The sequence below is a fragment of the Pseudomonas sp. 8Z genome (genome assembly GCF_902506535.1).
Classification (GTDB): domain Bacteria; phylum Pseudomonadota; class Gammaproteobacteria; order Pseudomonadales; family Pseudomonadaceae; genus Aquipseudomonas.
In genome coordinates, this window is the sequence record NZ_LR733827.1 from 1,196,930 (window position 1) to 1,213,261 (window position 16,332).

Genomic DNA, 16,332 nt, shown 5'->3' on the forward strand with positions numbered 1-16,332 from the left:
CCAGGTTAGTCCTGTGTGCTCTGGTCGCTGTGGAGTCGCAATTTGGCTGTCGAATTAAACCAATACTTCCATTCACTCAGTTTCACGCGCTTGGATAGCTTGCCAGCCTGCAGCCGACATCTTGGTCAGCCTAGGGCTGACCTCATGTTCAAACACTCCGAGCTACTTCTGGGTTACCGCATGTTCAGGCGCGTGCAGAGCCCGCCCAGGAGGGCGAACGGAATCGTCGTGGAAGAGGTCGAGCGACATGGATGTCGCGAGAGCCGCGATGGGCCTCTGGAACGGCGATGGAGTGAGCGAACCCTGGCGCAGCCAGGGCCGGATGAAAGGGCGGAGGTTTTGGTTACTTTTGCCCCAAAAGTGACTCGCCCAGGAGGGCGAAACCAAAAGCATCAACAAAAACGCGGCAATCTGGAACAGACGCACAGAACAACCAACACCGAATTGCCAGTCCGGTATCAAGCCTGACGTCAACGAGCCTCCGCGAAGAACCCTCTTTGCCTCACTGCTCCAGTGCTGGCGTTTCCTGCCCCAGGCAACGCACAGCCTGCTTCTTGCGATCCACCAGCACGCCGGTCAGGCCTTTCTGCTGAGTATCGAACAGCACCAGCACGCCATCGACGCATTGCGCCACCTGATCGGCCGGTTTCAGCGAGACCTTGTAATCCTCACCGGCAATGGTCTTGAGCATGGTGAAGTCCGACAGCAGCAACGCGTCTTCAGGCTTGGCGAAATGCAGGTAGCCGTAATACCAGAGCACGCCGATGGTGCCGACGATACTGGCCACGCCGGTGAGGATCATGGGGATAGCGTCACGTTCTTTCATTGCGAGTTCTCGGAAGAGGAATCTGGGGGAAGAGGCGCGGACATAACGCGAGGCTGCGGGTCACGCAGAAAGACCAAAAGCATCTGACGCCAAGCGTCTTTGGTAAAAGTCTGGACATGCCTACCACGGGTTTCGATGAACCGATGCGGTGAACGCGCGGCCTCGTTCAAGCGGGTGCCATTGGAAAACGGCACCACCTCGTCGTCAAGGCTATGGAAGATCAACAATGGCAATGCGCCAAGCTTATCGATTGAGCGAATGGCGCTGTCGTCATCCGGCACCAGCCAGGACAGCGGCACCTGCAACGACCAGGTCAGCCAGGAGCTGCTCAGCACGCTACGCGCTACGTCGCGATAGCTGGCCGGCACGCCATCGAGCACCAGGCCCTGCAACTGCTCGCGGCGCTCGGGATGCTCGGCCAGGTAATGCACGGCCAGGGCACCGCCGAGGCTCTGCCCGAGCAGCGTCAGCGGCTTGCCCTGTACCTCGGGCGCCTGCGCCAGCCAGGCAAAAGCAGCATCGATATCCTGATAGACCGCAGGCAGGCTGGGCTCACCCTCGGACAGCCCATAACCTCGGTAATCGAGCATCAACACCTGGTAGCCCTGCTCCGGCAACCAGTAGGTACCGCCAAGGTGCCAGGCCAGGTTGCCGCCATTGCCATGCAGATGCAGCACCGTGCCCTTGACCGCAACGCCCGCCTTGGCCGGCAACCACCAGGCATGCAGGCGCGTACCGTCGGCGGCTTGCAGGGTAACATCGCGATATTCCAGGCCCGCTCGGGCCGGAGTGATTGGCTGCCCGGGTTCAGGGTAGAACAGCAGATCGCTACAGCCGCTCAAGCACAAGGTGATGAGCAGGCAAAGGGCAGCACGCAGGCTACTTGCCACCGGCCCGCACTTCCTCGCGCGCCTGCACCGTGGCAGCGTGTACACGCTCGGCCAGACGTGAGAACGGCAGGCTCTGGATCCACACTGTCCCGGTGCCCTTGAGGGTGGTCAGGAGGATGCCCTCACCGCCGAACAGCATGCTTTTCAGCCCTCCAGCCAGAGCGATGTCGTAATCGATGCCATCGCTGAAAGCCACCAGGCAACCGGTATCGAGGCGCAGGGTTTCATTATTCAGCTCCTTGCGAATCACCGTGCCACCGGCATGCACGAAGGCCAGGCCGTCGCCTTCGAGCTTCTGCAGGATGAAGCCCTCCCCCCCGAAGAAACCGGCGCCGATACGCTTGGCGAAGCTGATCCCGATACGGGTGCCGTGGGCGGCGCAAAGAAAGGCATCCTTCTGGCAGATCAGTTGACCGCCAACCTGCGCCAGATCGATGGGCACAACAGTGCCCGGATAAGGCGCCGCGAAGGCGACCCGCGCCTGCTTGTTACCGGCGTTGCTGAAGTGAGTCATGAACAGCGACTCACCAGTGAGCATGCGCTTGCCAGCACTCCACAGCTTGCCCAGCAGCCCGCTGGAAGATCCGTCGCCCATGCGCGTCTCGAAACGCACGCCGTCGGTCATGTAGTTCATCGCCCCGGCTTCGGCGATCACCGTCTCGCCGGGGTCAAGAATGATCTCCACTGATTGCGCGGAGCTGCCAAGGATTTCGTAATCGAGTTGATGGCTGGGCATGGTGAACCTTCAGTTAACAGCAAGCTTCAGGCCGCAAGTTGATCGAGCAAACCGCCTGCGGCTTGCAGCTTCTACAGGATATTGGCGTAGTCCGCTTCGATGCGATCCAGGCTAAGGTGGTTGAGGAAGTTGGAGAAGCACATCCATGCCGACAGCGCATTGAGATCCTGGAACTGCGGTGGCAGGTACTTGGGCGGCAACACCAGCCCCTCGTCCACCAGCTTGCGCAAGGTACGCATGTCTTCCAAGGTGGTCTTGCCACAGAACAGCAGCGGGATCTGCTCCAGCTTGCCTTTGCGCACCGCCAACTGGATGTAGTTGTAGATGAGGATGAAGCCCTTCAGGTACGACAGATCCTTGGTGAACGGCAGGCCATTGGGCAGCGAACCCCGGAATACCCGACTGGCATTGCTGTAGCCACCTTCCAGCCCATAGCCCTGCTCGCGGAAGAACTCGAATACTTCGAGAAAATCCGCGCCCTCCTCGGCCATGTGGATGGCACGGGTGCGGTTGGTCAGCTTGCGCAGACGCGTCGGGTAGGAGGCGAAGGCGATCACTTCCATCAGAATGGCCAGGCCTTCCTGAGTCACGGTCGACGAGGGCGGGCCCTTGGCCAGGAAGGTGCAGATCGGCTGATTGAGACCGTTGAGGGTGGTGCCGACATGCACCAGGCCTTCATGCACTTCCAGCGCCTTGACGTCGCGCTCGTTGAAGCGCGCATCACTGCGGATCTTGATGTAGTCGGCGCCGGCAGCGGCATCGGCGAGGATGCCATCGGATTCCAGCACGCGCACCGTCTCGTCGCCGAACACCTGAGCCAGGCGCTGCTGCAGGATATTCACCGCATCACCGGCACTGAGAATCTTGGGTTCATCTTCCAGATCGCCACGGGCTGCGATGTTGTTGAGGTAATCCGAGAGCATCAGGCCGAGGTCGGCCAGGGTCGGATCACCGGCATGGAAGGCATCGGATGCAGCGCCGTAAAGCTCCTGGCTGATCAGGCCGAAATCCTCGGTGCCACGTGCTTCAAGCATGCGGATGACCATGCGGTACTCGCGGCACATACGGCGCATGATCTGCCCCACCGGGTTGAACTGACCGAGCTGGCGAGTGATGTCACGCTCGATGTTCTGAAACTCCAGACGCTTGGCAGCAGCATCAAAGCCCAGCGGTCGGCTCAGGTAGTAGTCACGGTCGACCGCTGGCAGGGCCTTGCCCTTGGCCTTGAGGAAGGCATCACGAATGCCATCGTCCCACTTCACCGCATCCAGCACGCGGATTGGCGTCTGCGCCTCGACGATACGGTCGCTCAGGGCGCGGATGCATAGCTGGTACTCATCCAGTTTCTGTTGGCTATTCATACTCAGACTACTCAGCGGCACGCTGATAGCGCGCCACCTCGACGAACAGATCAGCATTGGCCGGATTATCGAGATAGGCGAACACCTTGCTTAGCGGGCTGGTGATCAACGCCCCCTCACTATCAGGCATCTCGACGGTTTCGCCGTCCAACAGACCTTGACGCATATCGCCGAGGATGTGCTCGGTGTCGAGGTTATATATCACCAGCTCGTTGTCGCGGGTCAGCTCGAAACCGGCGATGGCGAAATTGCCCCCCAGACTCTTCGGCACGCCTGCCGACAGATACCAACGGCGGCCATGATGGGCGACAGTGAAGCCAACGATCTCGAGATCCTCGGGATTGTCAGGACTGCCCGCATAGACAAGCGCCTGATAGAGGTTGGCACCAGAGCGGCTGACATCCAGATACAGTTGATCGCCCCACTCATCTTCACGCGTCCATTTGCCCAGCAAGGGAATCGGCGCCGCCTCATTGGCCGGAATCGGGTCCTTGAAGGTAACCAGACAGCCGCTCAGCAGCAGGAAGGACACGGCGACCAGTACGCGCCAGGCTTTCATTTCGCTCTCCTTGTGCAACCCCAGCTCAGGCTTTACCGCAGCCCCAGAACCAGATCGATATAACGTTTAAGAATGGCCAGCATTGCCTGGCTGTCCAGATGCTCGACACCCTCAAGCAAGCCTCGATACTCCATCTGCAGGATCACAGCCGTCAACAACTCACCATCCTGCCTAGGTTGCGTCGATCCCAGCATGGCGAAGAAGTCGCTCACGCCCTGCAAGAGAATTTCCCGGTGCGCGTGCACCAACTCATGCAGACGCGGATTGAGCAGAGCCTCTTGAAAGAACGCGCGCTCGGCAATCAGGTGCTCGCGGCGCTCGCGCAACTGCTGCTGGATATAGTGCGCGGTGAATGTCGCGATCTCGTCGGCAGCTTGCTGGCGTGCTTGCACGCTACCATCGAGGCGGCTGACCAGTTCCTGCTGCAGGGCCTGGGTGTTCTGCCAGAACTCGGCCATGAACGCTGCGGCGCGCTGAACGAACTGTGCGAAGGTATCGGTGATCAGGTCATCGATGTCATTGAAGTAGTAGGTGGTTGCCGAGAGCGGCACATCCGCCTCGGCGGCGACGGCACGATGACGCACGGCCCTTACGCCATCGCGCACGATGATTCGCATGGCGGCGTCCAGAATGGCCTGGCGGCGCTGTTCACTGCCCTGACGACTGGCTTTACGCCCGCGATACTGCACGATCTCTACAGCGGCCTGAGCCGCCTGGGTGGCACTCGCTAGGGATGGCATACGACTCACGATGGTCGACCCTCGGATGGCACGATTGGGAATCAGCAGATTACTGGCTTGGCGGGCGGATCAAAAGAGCCTCACCAATCTTGACTCAGGCAGCAAAAAGCCGCCCGAAGGCGGCTTTGCGTGTGGCATCAGGCCTGCGGACGCATATGCGGGAACAGGATGACGTCGCGGATCGACGGCGAGTTGGTCAGCAGCATCACCAAGCGGTCGATGCCGATGCCTTCACCGGCGGTCGGCGGCATGCCGTATTCCAGGGCGCGAACGAAATCGGCGTCGTAGTGCATGGCCTCGTCGTCACCGGCGTCCTTCTCGGCCACCTGGGCGAGGAAGCGCTCGGCCTGGTCTTCGGCGTCATTGAGCTCGGAGTAGGCGTTGGCGATCTCGCGGCCGCCGATGAACAGCTCGAAGCGGTCGGTGACGCTCGGGTTCTGATCGTTGCGACGGGCCAGCGGCGAGACTTCGAACGGATACTCGGTGATGAAGTGCGGCTGTTCCAGCTTGCTCTCCACCAGTTCCTCGAAAATCATCACCTGCAACTTGCCCAGACCTTCGTGGCCGAGCACCTTGGCGCCGGCTTTCTTGGCGATGGCGCGGGCCTTCTCGACGTCATTGAGGTCGGCCTCGGTGATATCCGGGTTGTACTTGAGGATCGAGTCGTACACCGACAGGCGCACGAACGGCTCGCCGAAGTGGAACACCTTGTCGCCGTACGGCACGTCGGTGCTGCCCAGCACAGCCTGGGCCAACTCGCGGAACAGCTCCTCGGTCAGGTCCATGTTGTCACGGTAGTCAGCGTAGGCCTGGTAGAACTCAAGCATGGTGAACTCGGGGTTGTGCCGAGTGGAAACACCTTCGTTACGGAAGTTGCGGTTGATCTCGAAGACCTTCTCGAAGCCACCAACCACCAGACGCTTGAGGTACAGCTCCGGGGCGATCCGCAGGAACATGGCCATGTCCAGCGCGTTGTGATGGGTCTCGAACGGCTTGGCCGCTGCACCACCGGGGATGGTCTGCAGCATCGGGGTTTCCACTTCGAGGAAGCCACGATCACTGAGGAAGCGACGAATGTGGGCGATCACCTGCGAACGAACGCGGAAGGTGTCACGAACTTCTTCGTTGACGATCAGGTCGACGTAACGCTGGCGGTAGCGCTGCTCGGTGTCGGTCAGGCCGTGGTGCTTGTCCGGTAGCGGGCGCAGCGATTTGGTCAGCAGGCGCACGTTGTTCATGTGCACGTACAGGTCGCCCTTGCCGGAGCGCGCCAGGGTGCCTTCGGCGGCGATGATGTCGCCCAGATCCCAGGTCTTGATCGCTTCCAGGGTTTCGGCCGGCAGGCCCTTGCGGTCGACGTAGACCTGCAGGCGACCGGAAGTGTCCTGCAGCACCATGAAGGCGCCACGGTTGAGCATGATGCGCCCGGCGATCTTCACCGGGATGGCAGCGGCTTCCAGCTCTTCCTTGCTCTTGCCCTCGTACTGTTTCTGCAGGTCGGCGCACAGGCTGTCGCGGCGGAAATCGTTGGGGAAGGCAATGCCCTGCTCACGGACGGCAGCAAGCTTTTCCTTGCGCTGGGCAATCAGCTTGTTTTCTTCCTGTTGCAGTTCATGTTGGTCGAGTTGTTGGTCGCTCATGGCGGGTCGTCCCGGTCAAATCATCATTCTGGAAAGATCGCTGCAGGTTGAAGCGAATGCCTCCTCCGAGGCTGATCCGCTGCAACGTGCGGCTTGTCGCTTGAAGCTTGTGGCTGTTCTTAGAGCCCCTGCTTGAGGCTGGCTTCGAGGTAACCGTCGAGGTCACCGTCGAGCACCTTCTGGCAGTCGCTGCGCTCGACGCCGGTACGCAGGTCCTTGATGCGCGAGTCGTCGAGCACGTAGGAGCGAATCTGGTGCCCCCAGCCGATATCCGACTTGCTGTCTTCCAGCGCCTGCGAGGCGGCATTGCGTTTCTGCATTTCCAGCTCATACAACTTGGCCCGCAGCATTTTCATGGCGGTGTCCTTGTTGGCGTGCTGAGAGCGTTCGTTCTGGCAGGCCACCACGGTGTTGGTCGGTACGTGGGTAATCCGTACCGCCGAGTCGGTGGTGTTGACGTGCTGACCACCGGCGCCAGAGGAGCGATAGGTGTCGATACGCAGGTCAGACGGGTTGATCTCGATTTCCACCTTGTCGTCGATCTCAGGCGATACGAACACCGCCGAGAACGAGGTGTGGCGACGCGCGCCGGAGTCGAACGGGCTCTTGCGCACCAGACGGTGCACGCCGATCTCGGTACGCAGCCAGCCGAAGGCGTACTCGCCCTTGATGTGCACGGTGGCGCCCTTGATGCCGGCGACTTCACCTTCGGACAGCTCGACGATCTCGGCACTGAAGCCGCGCTTGTCAGCCCAGCGCAGGTACATGCGCAGCAGGATGTTGGCCCAGTCCTGGGCTTCGGTGCCGCCGGAGCCGGCCTGAATATCCAGGTAGCAGTTGTTCGGGTCCATCTCGCCGCTGAACATGCGGCGGAATTCCAGCTTTTCGAGGATCTCGCGCAGGCGCTCGACTTCGGCGACGATATCGTTCACCGCGCCTTCGTCGTTCTCTTCGGCGGCCATATCCAGCAGGTCGCGGGAATCGGCCAGGCTGCCGGTAAGGTCATCGATGGTCTCGACGATCTGTGCCAGCATGGCGCGCTCACGGCCCAGGGCCTGGGCGTACTCGGGCTTGTTCCAAACGCTGGCGTCTTCCAGCTCGCGGTTTACTTCGACTAGGCGATCATGCTTCTGATCGTAGTCAAAGATACCCCCGAATAGTCTGGGTGCGCTCGGAGAGATCCTTGATACTGTTGAGGATCGGGTTGATTTCCATGGTAATCGACACTCGCAGGCAAAACGGACGGAAAAGCCGCGCAGTATACCCGAGCGCGACCCACCTGGCAGCCCAGGAACCCTTCGCAATATCCAAGCTCTGGACTAACGGCGCTTTATACTTGCGCTAGAACTTATACAAGCACCCTTGATGGAACGCCTAGATGCCCCCTTCATATAGCTTGCGCAGTCGTTTCGCCCTTGTTATCGCGCTACTCGTCGGTGCGCTCAGTTGGATGCTGGGCACCCTGATCGGCCAGTACAGCAGCCAGCAGCTTCGTGAAGATACCGGCCGCGATATGGCGGAACTGTCCTATGCGATGGTCGATCGTCTCGACCGCGACATGGCCAGCCGCGCCGCCGTGCTACGGGTGCTGAGCAATCTCGAAGCACTGCGCCAGCCGGATAACATCGGCGAAATTCGCCACCTGCTCGACAGCCTGCAGAAGGAAATACCCAGCATCGCCTGGATCGGCTTTACCGACCCGCAAGGCAATGTGCTGGCCTCCAGCAACGACCTGCTCGAAGGCGCCAGCATCGCCCAGCGACCGGTCTACCTAGAAGCACTCAAAGGCCTGTTCATTGGTGACGTGCACGAGGCCGTGTTGCTAGCCAAGCTGCTGCCCAACCCTACTGGCGAGGCGATGAAATTCGTCGATATCAGCCTGCCGATTCATGGCCCCGACGGCGAATTGGTCGGCGTACTGGCCTCGCACCTGTCCTGGAGCTGGGCCGATGACGTGCGCCGCGCGCTGCTCGAACCCATACAGGAACGACGCAACGTCGAGTTCTTCGTGATCGGCAAGGAAGGTACGGTGCTGCTCGGGCCAGCGACGATGATCGGCCAGCCACTGCAACTGCCCAAACTCGCCAGCCTTGAACCCGGTAACAGTCAGTGGGCCGTCCAGCGCTGGCCAGATGGCAACGAATACCTCACCGGCCTGACTCTCAGCCGTGGCTATCAAGACTACCCCGGCCTGGGTTGGACAGTCGTTGCCAGACAATCGGTCGAACAAGCCTACGCCCCGGCTCAACGCCTGTTACTGAGCATTCTCATCTGGGGCAGCGGCCTGGCGCTGGTATTCGCCCTCTTCGGCTGGCTGATCAGCGGCTACTTCACCCGCCCGCTGCAGGAAATCGCCGATGCCGCCGACCAACTGAGTGCCGGCTCCATCAGTGAGATACCGGAAATGCGCGGCAGCCGCGAGATCAGCCAGCTAAGCCAATCCATTCGCCACCTGGTGGAAAGCTTGACGCTACAAAAGCGCGCTCTGGGCGCCATGGAAACCCTGGCGCACCACGATCCGCTCACCGGCCTGCCGAACCGTATCGCCCTGGAGAAATACCTGCCGCAAGCTCAGCAACGCAGCCACTTGCAGCAGCAATTTCTGGCCCTGCTGTACCTCGATCTGGATGATTTCAAGCTAGTCAACGACAACTATGGCCACAGCGCCGGCGACCATCTGCTGCGCGAGCTGGCGCAGCGCCTCAAGAGCAGCCTGCGCGACGGCGATATGGTCGCCCGCCTGGGCGGCGATGAATTTCTGATGATTCTCCAGGTACCGGAACACGATGCCCGCGCTCAGGCCCGCATGGTGGCCGAGCGTGCCATCGCCAGTCTGAGCCAGCCCGTGATGCTGGAAGAAGGTGAGGCACGCATCGGCTGCAGCGTTGGCGGCGCCATCTGGCCTCTGGATCACGCCGACCTCGGTGAGGCCCTGGAACTGGCTGACCAGGCCCTGTACCGGGCCAAGCAGGAAGGCCGCAACCAAGCCCAGTTTCAGGACAGCCTCAGCCCCTCATGAGCCCTGCTCGTCTTGCGCGATCATCTGCGCGGCCTTCTCGGCGATCATCAGCACCGGCGAGCAGGTATTGCCGGACACGATGTTCGGCATGATCGAGGCATCGACCACACGCAAACCGGCGATGCCATGCACACGCAGACGCGCATCGACCACCGCCTCACGGCCCTGCCCCATGGCGCAGGTGCCGGTCGGGTGAAAAATGGTGGTACCGATTTCGCCTGCTGCACGCTGCAGATCCTCCTCACTGTCATAGCCAGGGCCAGGCTTGTATTCCTGCGGCTGGTAGCGGGCCAACGCCGGCGCGGCAACGATACGCCGGGTCAGGCGAATGGCATCGGCGGCCACGCGCAGATCGCGCTCATCGCTGAGGTAGTTGGGGCGAATCAACGGTGCGGCGCTGGCATCCGCCGAGGCGATCTGGACACGCCCACGGCTATGCGGACGCAAGTTGCACACCGAAGCCGTGAATGCCGGGAAGTCATGCAACGGCTCGCCGAAGCGCTCCAGCGACAGCGGCTGCACGTGATACTGCAGATTGGCGCGCGCCTGGTCAGGGTCGGACTTGGCGAAGGCGCCGAGTTGGCTGGGCGCCATCGACAGCGGGCCGCTGCGCTTGAGTAGGTATTCCACCCCCATGCCCAGCTTGCCCCAGGGCGTGGCGGCGATACGGTTGAGGGTCTTCACCCCCTCGACGCGATAGATCAGGCGCAGTTGCAGGTGATCCTGCAGGTTCTCGCCCACCCCCGGCAGCTCATGTTTGACGCCGATCCCCAGACGCTCAAGCAAGGGCCGAGGGCCGATACCGGAGCGTTGTAACAGCGCCGGTGAGCCAATGGCGCCCGCGCACAGCAGCACTTCACGGCGTGCGGCAATACGCAGTTGGCGCCCATGCCAGCGCAGCGACAAGGCCTGCGCTCGGCCTGCGTCCAGCTCCACCCGCTCGGCCTCGGCATCGGTCAGCACGTGCAGGTTCGGACGCTGGCCAATGCCGCGCAGAAAGGCCTTGGACGCATTCCAGCGCACGCCGCCCTTCTGATTGACCTGAAAGTAACTGCAACCTTCGTTGTCGCCACTATTGAAGTCCTCGACGCTGGCGATACCACGCTGCGCCGCGGCCTCACGAAAAGCTTCGAGAATTTCCCAGGACAGACGCTGGCGTTCGACCCGCCACTCGCCATCGCCGCCGTGCAATGCACTGTTGCCGGCGAAGTGATCTTCCGTGAGTTTGAACAGCGGCAGCACATCGTCCCACGCCCACCCCGAATTACCGGCGGCAGCCCAGCCATCGTAATCGGCGGCCTGACCGCGCATGTAGATCATGCCGTTGATCGAGGAGCTACCACCGAGCACACGTCCACGCGGGTATTTCAGCGTGCGGCCATGCAGACCAGGATCGGCCTCGGTGCTGTAGCACCAGTCCGTGCGCGGATTACCGATGCAATACAGGTAGCCGACCGGAATATGGATCCAGGGATAGTTGTCACGCCCGCCCGCCTCGATCAGCAGCACGCTTACGCTAGGGTCAGCCGACAGTCGATTAGCCAACAGGCAACCGGCAGGGCCGGCCCCGACGATCAGGTAGTCATAGGCATCCAGGGGCATTGGCGACATAAGCATCCTCGCGTGTCGTTCTTGTCATTGGCCACAGCCTAAAACAAGCGCGACGCGAGGATGAATGATCTTTTCGTCTAACGGCTTAAACGCGCTGCAACTCGACGCGCACCTGTGCCTCAAGCTCTCCCTTGAGCGCGGGTGGCAGTTGCAGTTGGCGCGCCAGTTCTTCTAGGTAAGCACGCTCCATAAAGTGCTCCTCATCCACCATCAGCACACTGGCCAGGTACATCTCGGCGGCCATTTCCGGCGTGCTAGCCGCACGCGCAACATCGGCAGGATCCAGCGGTTTGTTCAGTTCGGTATGCAGCCAGGCCTGCAGCTCGGTGTCCTGCGCCAGCTTGCCCAGCTCCTCTTCGATCAGTTGCCGCTCGCGCTCATCGACATGGCCATCGGCCTTGGCCGCTGCCACCAGCGCTTTGAGAATGGCGCGGCTGTGCTGCTCGGCTTGCGGAGCGGGCAAACGATCCAGCGTTTGCGGCTCAGCCGCCTGAGCCTGCCCGCCCTGCTGCGCCTGCCAATTGCCGTAAGCCTTGTAAGCCAGTACGCCCAGCGCCGCCAGGCCACCATATACGGCCACCTTGCCACCGACCTTGCGCACGCGTTTGTTGCCCAACAGCATGGCCAACGCCGCGCCACCACCTGCGCCCTTGAGCATCGAGCCAATATCGCTGCCACCGCCCTTCTTGCCTGCGCCACCACCCAGCAGGCCGCCCAGCGCACCTCCCAGCCCGGAAGAGGCGCCAGCAGCACCTTTGTGCTGCAGCATGTCCTGACCGGATTTGAGCAACTGATCGAGCAAGCCACGGGTATTCATGCAGAGCCTCCAACAAAATCGAAGCCCTGAATCTACTGTGAAGTCGCGCCTAAGGCGGTTCTAGATTGCGTCAGGATATTGCGCCGCGCCCTGCCCCGCCTTAGCGCGGGGCGATATGCGCCACCATCAATTGCACCGTTTCGTTACCGCGAAACTCGTTGAGATCGAGCTTGTAGGCCAGCTCGGCCCAGCGCACCGTCGGGTTCGGCCAGACCTCACGATCGATGTTGAAGGCGATGCCGTCGAGCTGCACGCTGCCGCACTCGGTCTTGAGCACCAGTTTCAGGTGACGCTCGCCAACGATGCGCTGCTGGACGATCTGGAACACGCCATGGAACAGTGGCTCGGGGAAGTGCTGGCCCCAGGGGCCAGCATTGCGCAGGGCACGGGCCAGCTCCAGATGGAACTCGGTGGCATCGAGCTGTCCATCGGAAAGCAGCCGCCCGGTCAGGTCGTCCTCGCTGAGCTGGCGACGCACTTCGGCATCGAAAGCCGCGGCGAAGGCGCCGAAGTTTTCCTGCGGCAGCGACAGGCCGGCAGCCATGGCATGCCCGCCAAATTTGCTGATCAGCCCCGGATGGCGCGCTGCCACGGCATCCAGCGCGTCACGGATATGCAGCCCCGGCACCGAACGCGCCGAGCCCTTGAGCATGCCCTCACCGGCATCGGCGAAGGCGATGGCCGGGCGGTGGTAGCGCTCCTTGAGGCGCGAGGCGAGAATGCCGATCACCCCCTGGTGCCAGTCCGGCTCGAACAGGCACAGGCCGAACGGCATGTCGTCCAGGGACAGATCCTTGAGCTGGGCCAGCGCCTCACGCTGCATGCCCTGCTCGATGGCCTTGCGATCCTGGTTAAGCTGGTCGAGCTGCTGGGCCATGTCGCGGGCCAGGGCCTCGTCATCGCAGAGCAGACACTCTATCCCTAAGCTCATGTCGTCCAGACGTCCGGCCGCGTTCAGCCGTGGGCCGAGGATGAAGCCCAGGTCGGTGGAAGTGATACGTCGATGGTCGCGCCCAGCCACTTCAAGGATCGCGCGCAGCCCAGGCCGCGCCCGACCGGCACGGATACGCGCCAGTCCCTGATGGACGAGGATGCGATTGTTGGCATCCAGTGGCACCACGTCGGCAACGCTACCCAGCGCCACCAGATCGAGCAGCTCACCCAGGTTCGGCTCCTGCCGTGTGCTAAACCAGCCGCTTTCGCGCAAGCGCGCACGCAGCGCCAGCAGCACATAGAACATCACGCCGACCCCTGCCATGGCCTTGCTGGGGAACGCGCAGCCCGGTTGGTTGGGATTGACGATGGCATCGGCAACCGGCAGCTCAGGCCCCGGCAGGTGGTGGTCAGTGACCAGCACTTTCAGCCCCGCTGCCTTGGCGGCTGCTACCCCATCGACGCTGGAGATGCCGTTATCCACAGTGAGCAGCAGGTCAGGCTGGCGCTGTAGCGCCACGGCGACGATCTCCGGGGTCAGGCCATAGCCATACTCGAAGCGATTCGGTACCAGGTAATCGACATGCGCGGCGCCCAGCAGGCGCAGACCGAGCACACCGACCGTACTGGCCGTGGCGCCATCGGCATCGAAGTCACCGACGATGAGGATGCGCTGACGCTGCGCCAGCGCCGCAACCAGCAGTTCGACTGCGGCATCGATGCCCTTGAGCTGCTGGTACGGGATCAGCCGCGCCAGGGCCTTGTCCAGCTCCTCGGCGGACTGCACGCCACGGGCGGCGTAAAGGCGGGTGAGCAGCGGCGGCAGGTTACCCAGGTCGGGCAGTTGTTCAGGCAGGGGACGAGCTTCGATACGCATGTTGAGTCTTTTCATGTAGGGCGGGTGCAACCCGCCACAGGTGATCCGGCGGGTTGCACCCGCCCTACGGCTTCAACGCTCGCCAGCAAGCCACTCAATGGGAATCTCATGCTGGCCGCGCTCGTCGGTCACGAACAACTCGCCATCGCTGATCATCACACTCCAGCTCAGTGAGCGCGGCATATCCAGCGACAGCTCGGCCAGCGCCTCCTGGCCTAGGGCGACGACGTTGATGTTCTTCAGGCTGCGCACCGGATCGAGGCACTTGGTCTGCCATACGCGCAGATTGCCATAGGCCACCAGGCTGAATTTTTCGGTACGCCGCGAGCACCAGGTGATGCGCTCGCTGTCCGGCTGGCCGACCTCGATCCAGTGCAGCACGCGATCGTCCAGGCTCTTTTCCCACAACGCGGGCTCGTCTACATCCGACAGGCCGCGACCGAAGGCCAGTTGCTCGTCGTAGAACAGCGCATAGGCGATCAACCGCGCGGCCAGACGTTCCTCAGTTTCCGAGGGATGCCGAGCAACGGTGAAGCGCAGGCTCTGGTAAACGCTGCGATCCATGTCGGTGAGGTTCAGGTCGATCTTGTAGGTGGTCGATGGCAGGGCCATGGCGGGCTTCTTGGCTGGTCGAAAGAGCGCCAGTCTACCGCGAAAGCATGGCCCCCGCCGACCTTCAGCAGGTCATCTGACAGATGCCCTGTTGTTCATCGGTGTACTCGATGGTGGCCTGCAGGCTACTCAGGTCGAGGTGCAGACGACAGTAATGCTCACCATGACGCCAGGCCAGCAGCAACTGGTCATCCGTTGAATAATTCTGCTCAAAACGCCCTTCGAAGGCCGGGTGCCGACAGCGAAAACGCATCAGTGCCAGCAGCCGCTGCACCAAGGGTTGCTGCAGGGCCTGCTCGGCCTCCTCCAGGCTGTAGTAATGGCGATTGACGTCGCGCGCTTCGCCGGTTTGCTCCAGTAGATCGAAGTCGTTGCAACCGGCCAGCAGGCCGACGTAGTACACCTGCGGGATACCGGGGGTGAAGAACTGTATGGCCCGCGCGGCGATGTAGGCCTCATCGTTGCGCATCAGTGCTTCGTAGAAGGTGCAGGTCAGTTGATAGATGGCGCCAACGCTGTGCACATTCACCGCCGAGCGACGCAGGATAGGATCGGCGCTACGGGTCGAGATTTCATCGACCAGATATTTGATCTGCGCCTCCGGCAACATGCCCTCGACATCCGGGATACAGATGCCGTCGTGGGTATCGAGCACGGTGATCTGATTGCGCGGGCACATGCGCAACCAATGTTTGAGGTAGCAGCTGCTGCCCGTCAGCAAGGCATGCAGCACCAGCGGCGGCAAGGCGAAGGCATAGGGGCGCATTTGCCTGCGCGAAATGGCGTACTGGTAGCTGATGTGGTCGTGTACTTCCGGGAGCATCTCGGCCTCGTACTTGGCCCCGGTTTCGCGAAACCATTCGAGGATGCGATAGACATTCGGCTCCACCAGAAAGCAACTGCTGCCGATGCGTTTGGTGGTGTAGCCGAAGGCATCCAGACGGAACAGCTTGACCCCGCGCGCGGCGAGAAAGGCCATGTACTGCTCCATCAACTGATAGGTTTGCGGCGAATCGTAATTGAGGTCGATCTGTCGCTCGGTGAAGGTGCACCAGAGTCGGCAGGTCTCGCCATTGGCCAGACGCACCTCGCGAAACGGCTCCTTCTCCTTACGGATATGGATTTTGGCCAGGTCGTCATGACTGATCTCGCCGAGGCGGTCGACCTGCACGAATAGATCGGCGTAGGGCGAAGCCTGACCGTGGGCAACGAAATCGAGAAACTCCGGCGACTCGTCGGCGATATGGCTGATCACCAGATCGACGCACAGATCGAAGCGCGCAGAGATACGCTCGACATCCGCCCAATCGCCGTAGCGCGGGTCCACCTCCATATGGGTCAGCGGCGAGAAACCACCATCGGCATTGGATGGATACAGCGGCAGGATATGCACGCCGCCCAGAGCATCGCCCAAATGCCTGTCCAGCACTTGATACAGCTCGCCCAGATTACGCCCCAGGCGGTCGGGATAGGTGATCAGTTGAACGGCATTGCGCAGTGTCATGAGTCCCCCTGCATATTCGATGATTAAGCAAAAGACCTAGGCCAGCCTCGTTTCGTTCGTCAAACAGCGCCATGCAATCGGCTGGCACACTGTACATGGCCAAACAGAGCCCCATAGTTCTGAACGGGTTGGCAAATGCTCCCTCGCACGATTGTCCGTGGATTGAGCTGTGCGTATAACCGCCCAGGCCGACTGATGCACCGTCGG

General features: G+C 61.7%; 14 protein-coding genes. 1 reads left to right on the forward strand and 13 read right to left on the reverse strand.

Annotated features, from left to right (window positions below):
• Window positions 1-502: 502 nt before the first annotated feature.
• The 8 genes from AERO9A_RS18450 to prfB all read right to left on the reverse strand — a co-directional run bounded on the left by AERO9A_RS18450 (window position 503) and on the right by prfB (window position 7,967).
• On the reverse strand, window positions 503-826 hold the full coding sequence (locus AERO9A_RS18450) for a hypothetical protein (protein ID WP_159973372.1): 324 nt from the start codon (window positions 824-826) through the stop codon (window positions 503-505).
• The gene (locus tag AERO9A_RS18455) at window positions 823-1,716 is read right to left on the reverse strand and encodes an alpha/beta hydrolase (protein WP_159973373.1); all 894 of its coding nucleotides are present in this window, start codon (window positions 1,714-1,716) and stop codon (window positions 823-825) included. Before AERO9A_RS18455 ends, AERO9A_RS18450 begins: the two co-directional genes overlap by 4 nt.
• Window positions 1,706-2,452 carry a TIGR00266 family protein gene (locus AERO9A_RS18460; protein WP_159973374.1) on the reverse strand — a complete coding sequence of 249 codons (747 nt, stop codon included), beginning with the start codon at window positions 2,450-2,452 and terminating at the stop codon, window positions 1,706-1,708. Before AERO9A_RS18460 ends, AERO9A_RS18455 begins: the two co-directional genes overlap by 11 nt.
• A gap of 71 nt (window positions 2,453-2,523) precedes the next feature.
• Window positions 2,524-3,813: a flavohemoglobin expression-modulating QEGLA motif protein gene (locus AERO9A_RS18465; protein ID WP_159973375.1), complete on the reverse strand. Its 1,290-nt coding sequence runs from the start codon at window positions 3,811-3,813 to the stop codon at window positions 2,524-2,526.
• A 7-nt stretch (window positions 3,814-3,820) separates the two neighbouring features.
• Window positions 3,821-4,372 (reverse strand): hypothetical protein, encoded by a 552-nt coding sequence (locus AERO9A_RS18470; RefSeq protein ID WP_159973376.1) that lies wholly within the window; start codon window positions 4,370-4,372, stop codon window positions 3,821-3,823.
• Between the two features lie 32 nt (window positions 4,373-4,404).
• A complete protein-coding gene (locus AERO9A_RS18475; RefSeq protein WP_159973377.1) occupies window positions 4,405-5,112 on the reverse strand; it encodes a TetR/AcrR family transcriptional regulator in 708 nt (235 codons plus the stop codon).
• 137 nt (window positions 5,113-5,249) lie between these two features.
• Window positions 5,250-6,752, reverse strand: coding sequence for a lysine--tRNA ligase (gene lysS / locus AERO9A_RS18480; RefSeq protein ID WP_159973378.1), 1,503 nt, complete (start codon window positions 6,750-6,752; stop codon window positions 5,250-5,252).
• Between the two features lie 119 nt (window positions 6,753-6,871).
• Window positions 6,872-7,967 (reverse strand): peptide chain release factor 2 gene (gene prfB / locus AERO9A_RS18485; RefSeq protein ID WP_159973379.1). Its coding sequence is split into 2 segments (ribosomal slippage): window positions 6,872-7,894 and window positions 7,896-7,967, totalling 1,095 coding nucleotides; the frame shifts between segments, so codons are not numbered across the junction.
• Between the two features lie 163 nt (window positions 7,968-8,130).
• Here prfB and AERO9A_RS18490 point away from each other — a divergent pair.
• Window positions 8,131-9,771 carry a GGDEF domain-containing protein gene (locus AERO9A_RS18490; RefSeq protein ID WP_159973380.1) on the forward strand — a complete coding sequence of 547 codons (1,641 nt, stop codon included), beginning with the start codon at window positions 8,131-8,133 and terminating at the stop codon, window positions 9,769-9,771.
• On the opposite strand, the gene AERO9A_RS18495 is transcribed toward AERO9A_RS18490, so the two are convergent.
• The 5 genes from AERO9A_RS18495 to gtfA form a co-directional block, all read right to left on the reverse strand.
• Window positions 9,766-11,382, reverse strand: coding sequence for a GMC family oxidoreductase (locus AERO9A_RS18495; protein ID WP_159973381.1), 1,617 nt, complete (start codon window positions 11,380-11,382; stop codon window positions 9,766-9,768). The genes AERO9A_RS18490 and AERO9A_RS18495 overlap by 6 nt on opposite strands.
• Window positions 11,383-11,467: 85 nt before the next feature.
• Entirely contained in the window at window positions 11,468-12,199 is a 732-nt protein-coding gene (locus AERO9A_RS18500; RefSeq protein WP_159973382.1) for a tellurite resistance TerB family protein, read from the reverse strand.
• Between the two features lie 100 nt (window positions 12,200-12,299).
• Complete coding sequence (recJ, locus tag AERO9A_RS18505) at window positions 12,300-14,009, reverse strand: single-stranded-DNA-specific exonuclease RecJ (RefSeq protein WP_159973383.1); 1,710 nt, start codon at window positions 14,007-14,009, stop codon at window positions 12,300-12,302.
• Between the two features lie 72 nt (window positions 14,010-14,081).
• Window positions 14,082-14,621: a YaeQ family protein gene (locus tag AERO9A_RS18510; RefSeq protein ID WP_159973384.1), complete on the reverse strand. Its 540-nt coding sequence runs from the start codon at window positions 14,619-14,621 to the stop codon at window positions 14,082-14,084.
• Between the two features lie 64 nt (window positions 14,622-14,685).
• Window positions 14,686-16,125 (reverse strand): sucrose phosphorylase, encoded by a 1,440-nt coding sequence (gene gtfA, locus AERO9A_RS18515; RefSeq protein ID WP_159973385.1) that lies wholly within the window; start codon window positions 16,123-16,125, stop codon window positions 14,686-14,688.
• Window positions 16,126-16,332 lie beyond the last annotated feature (207 nt).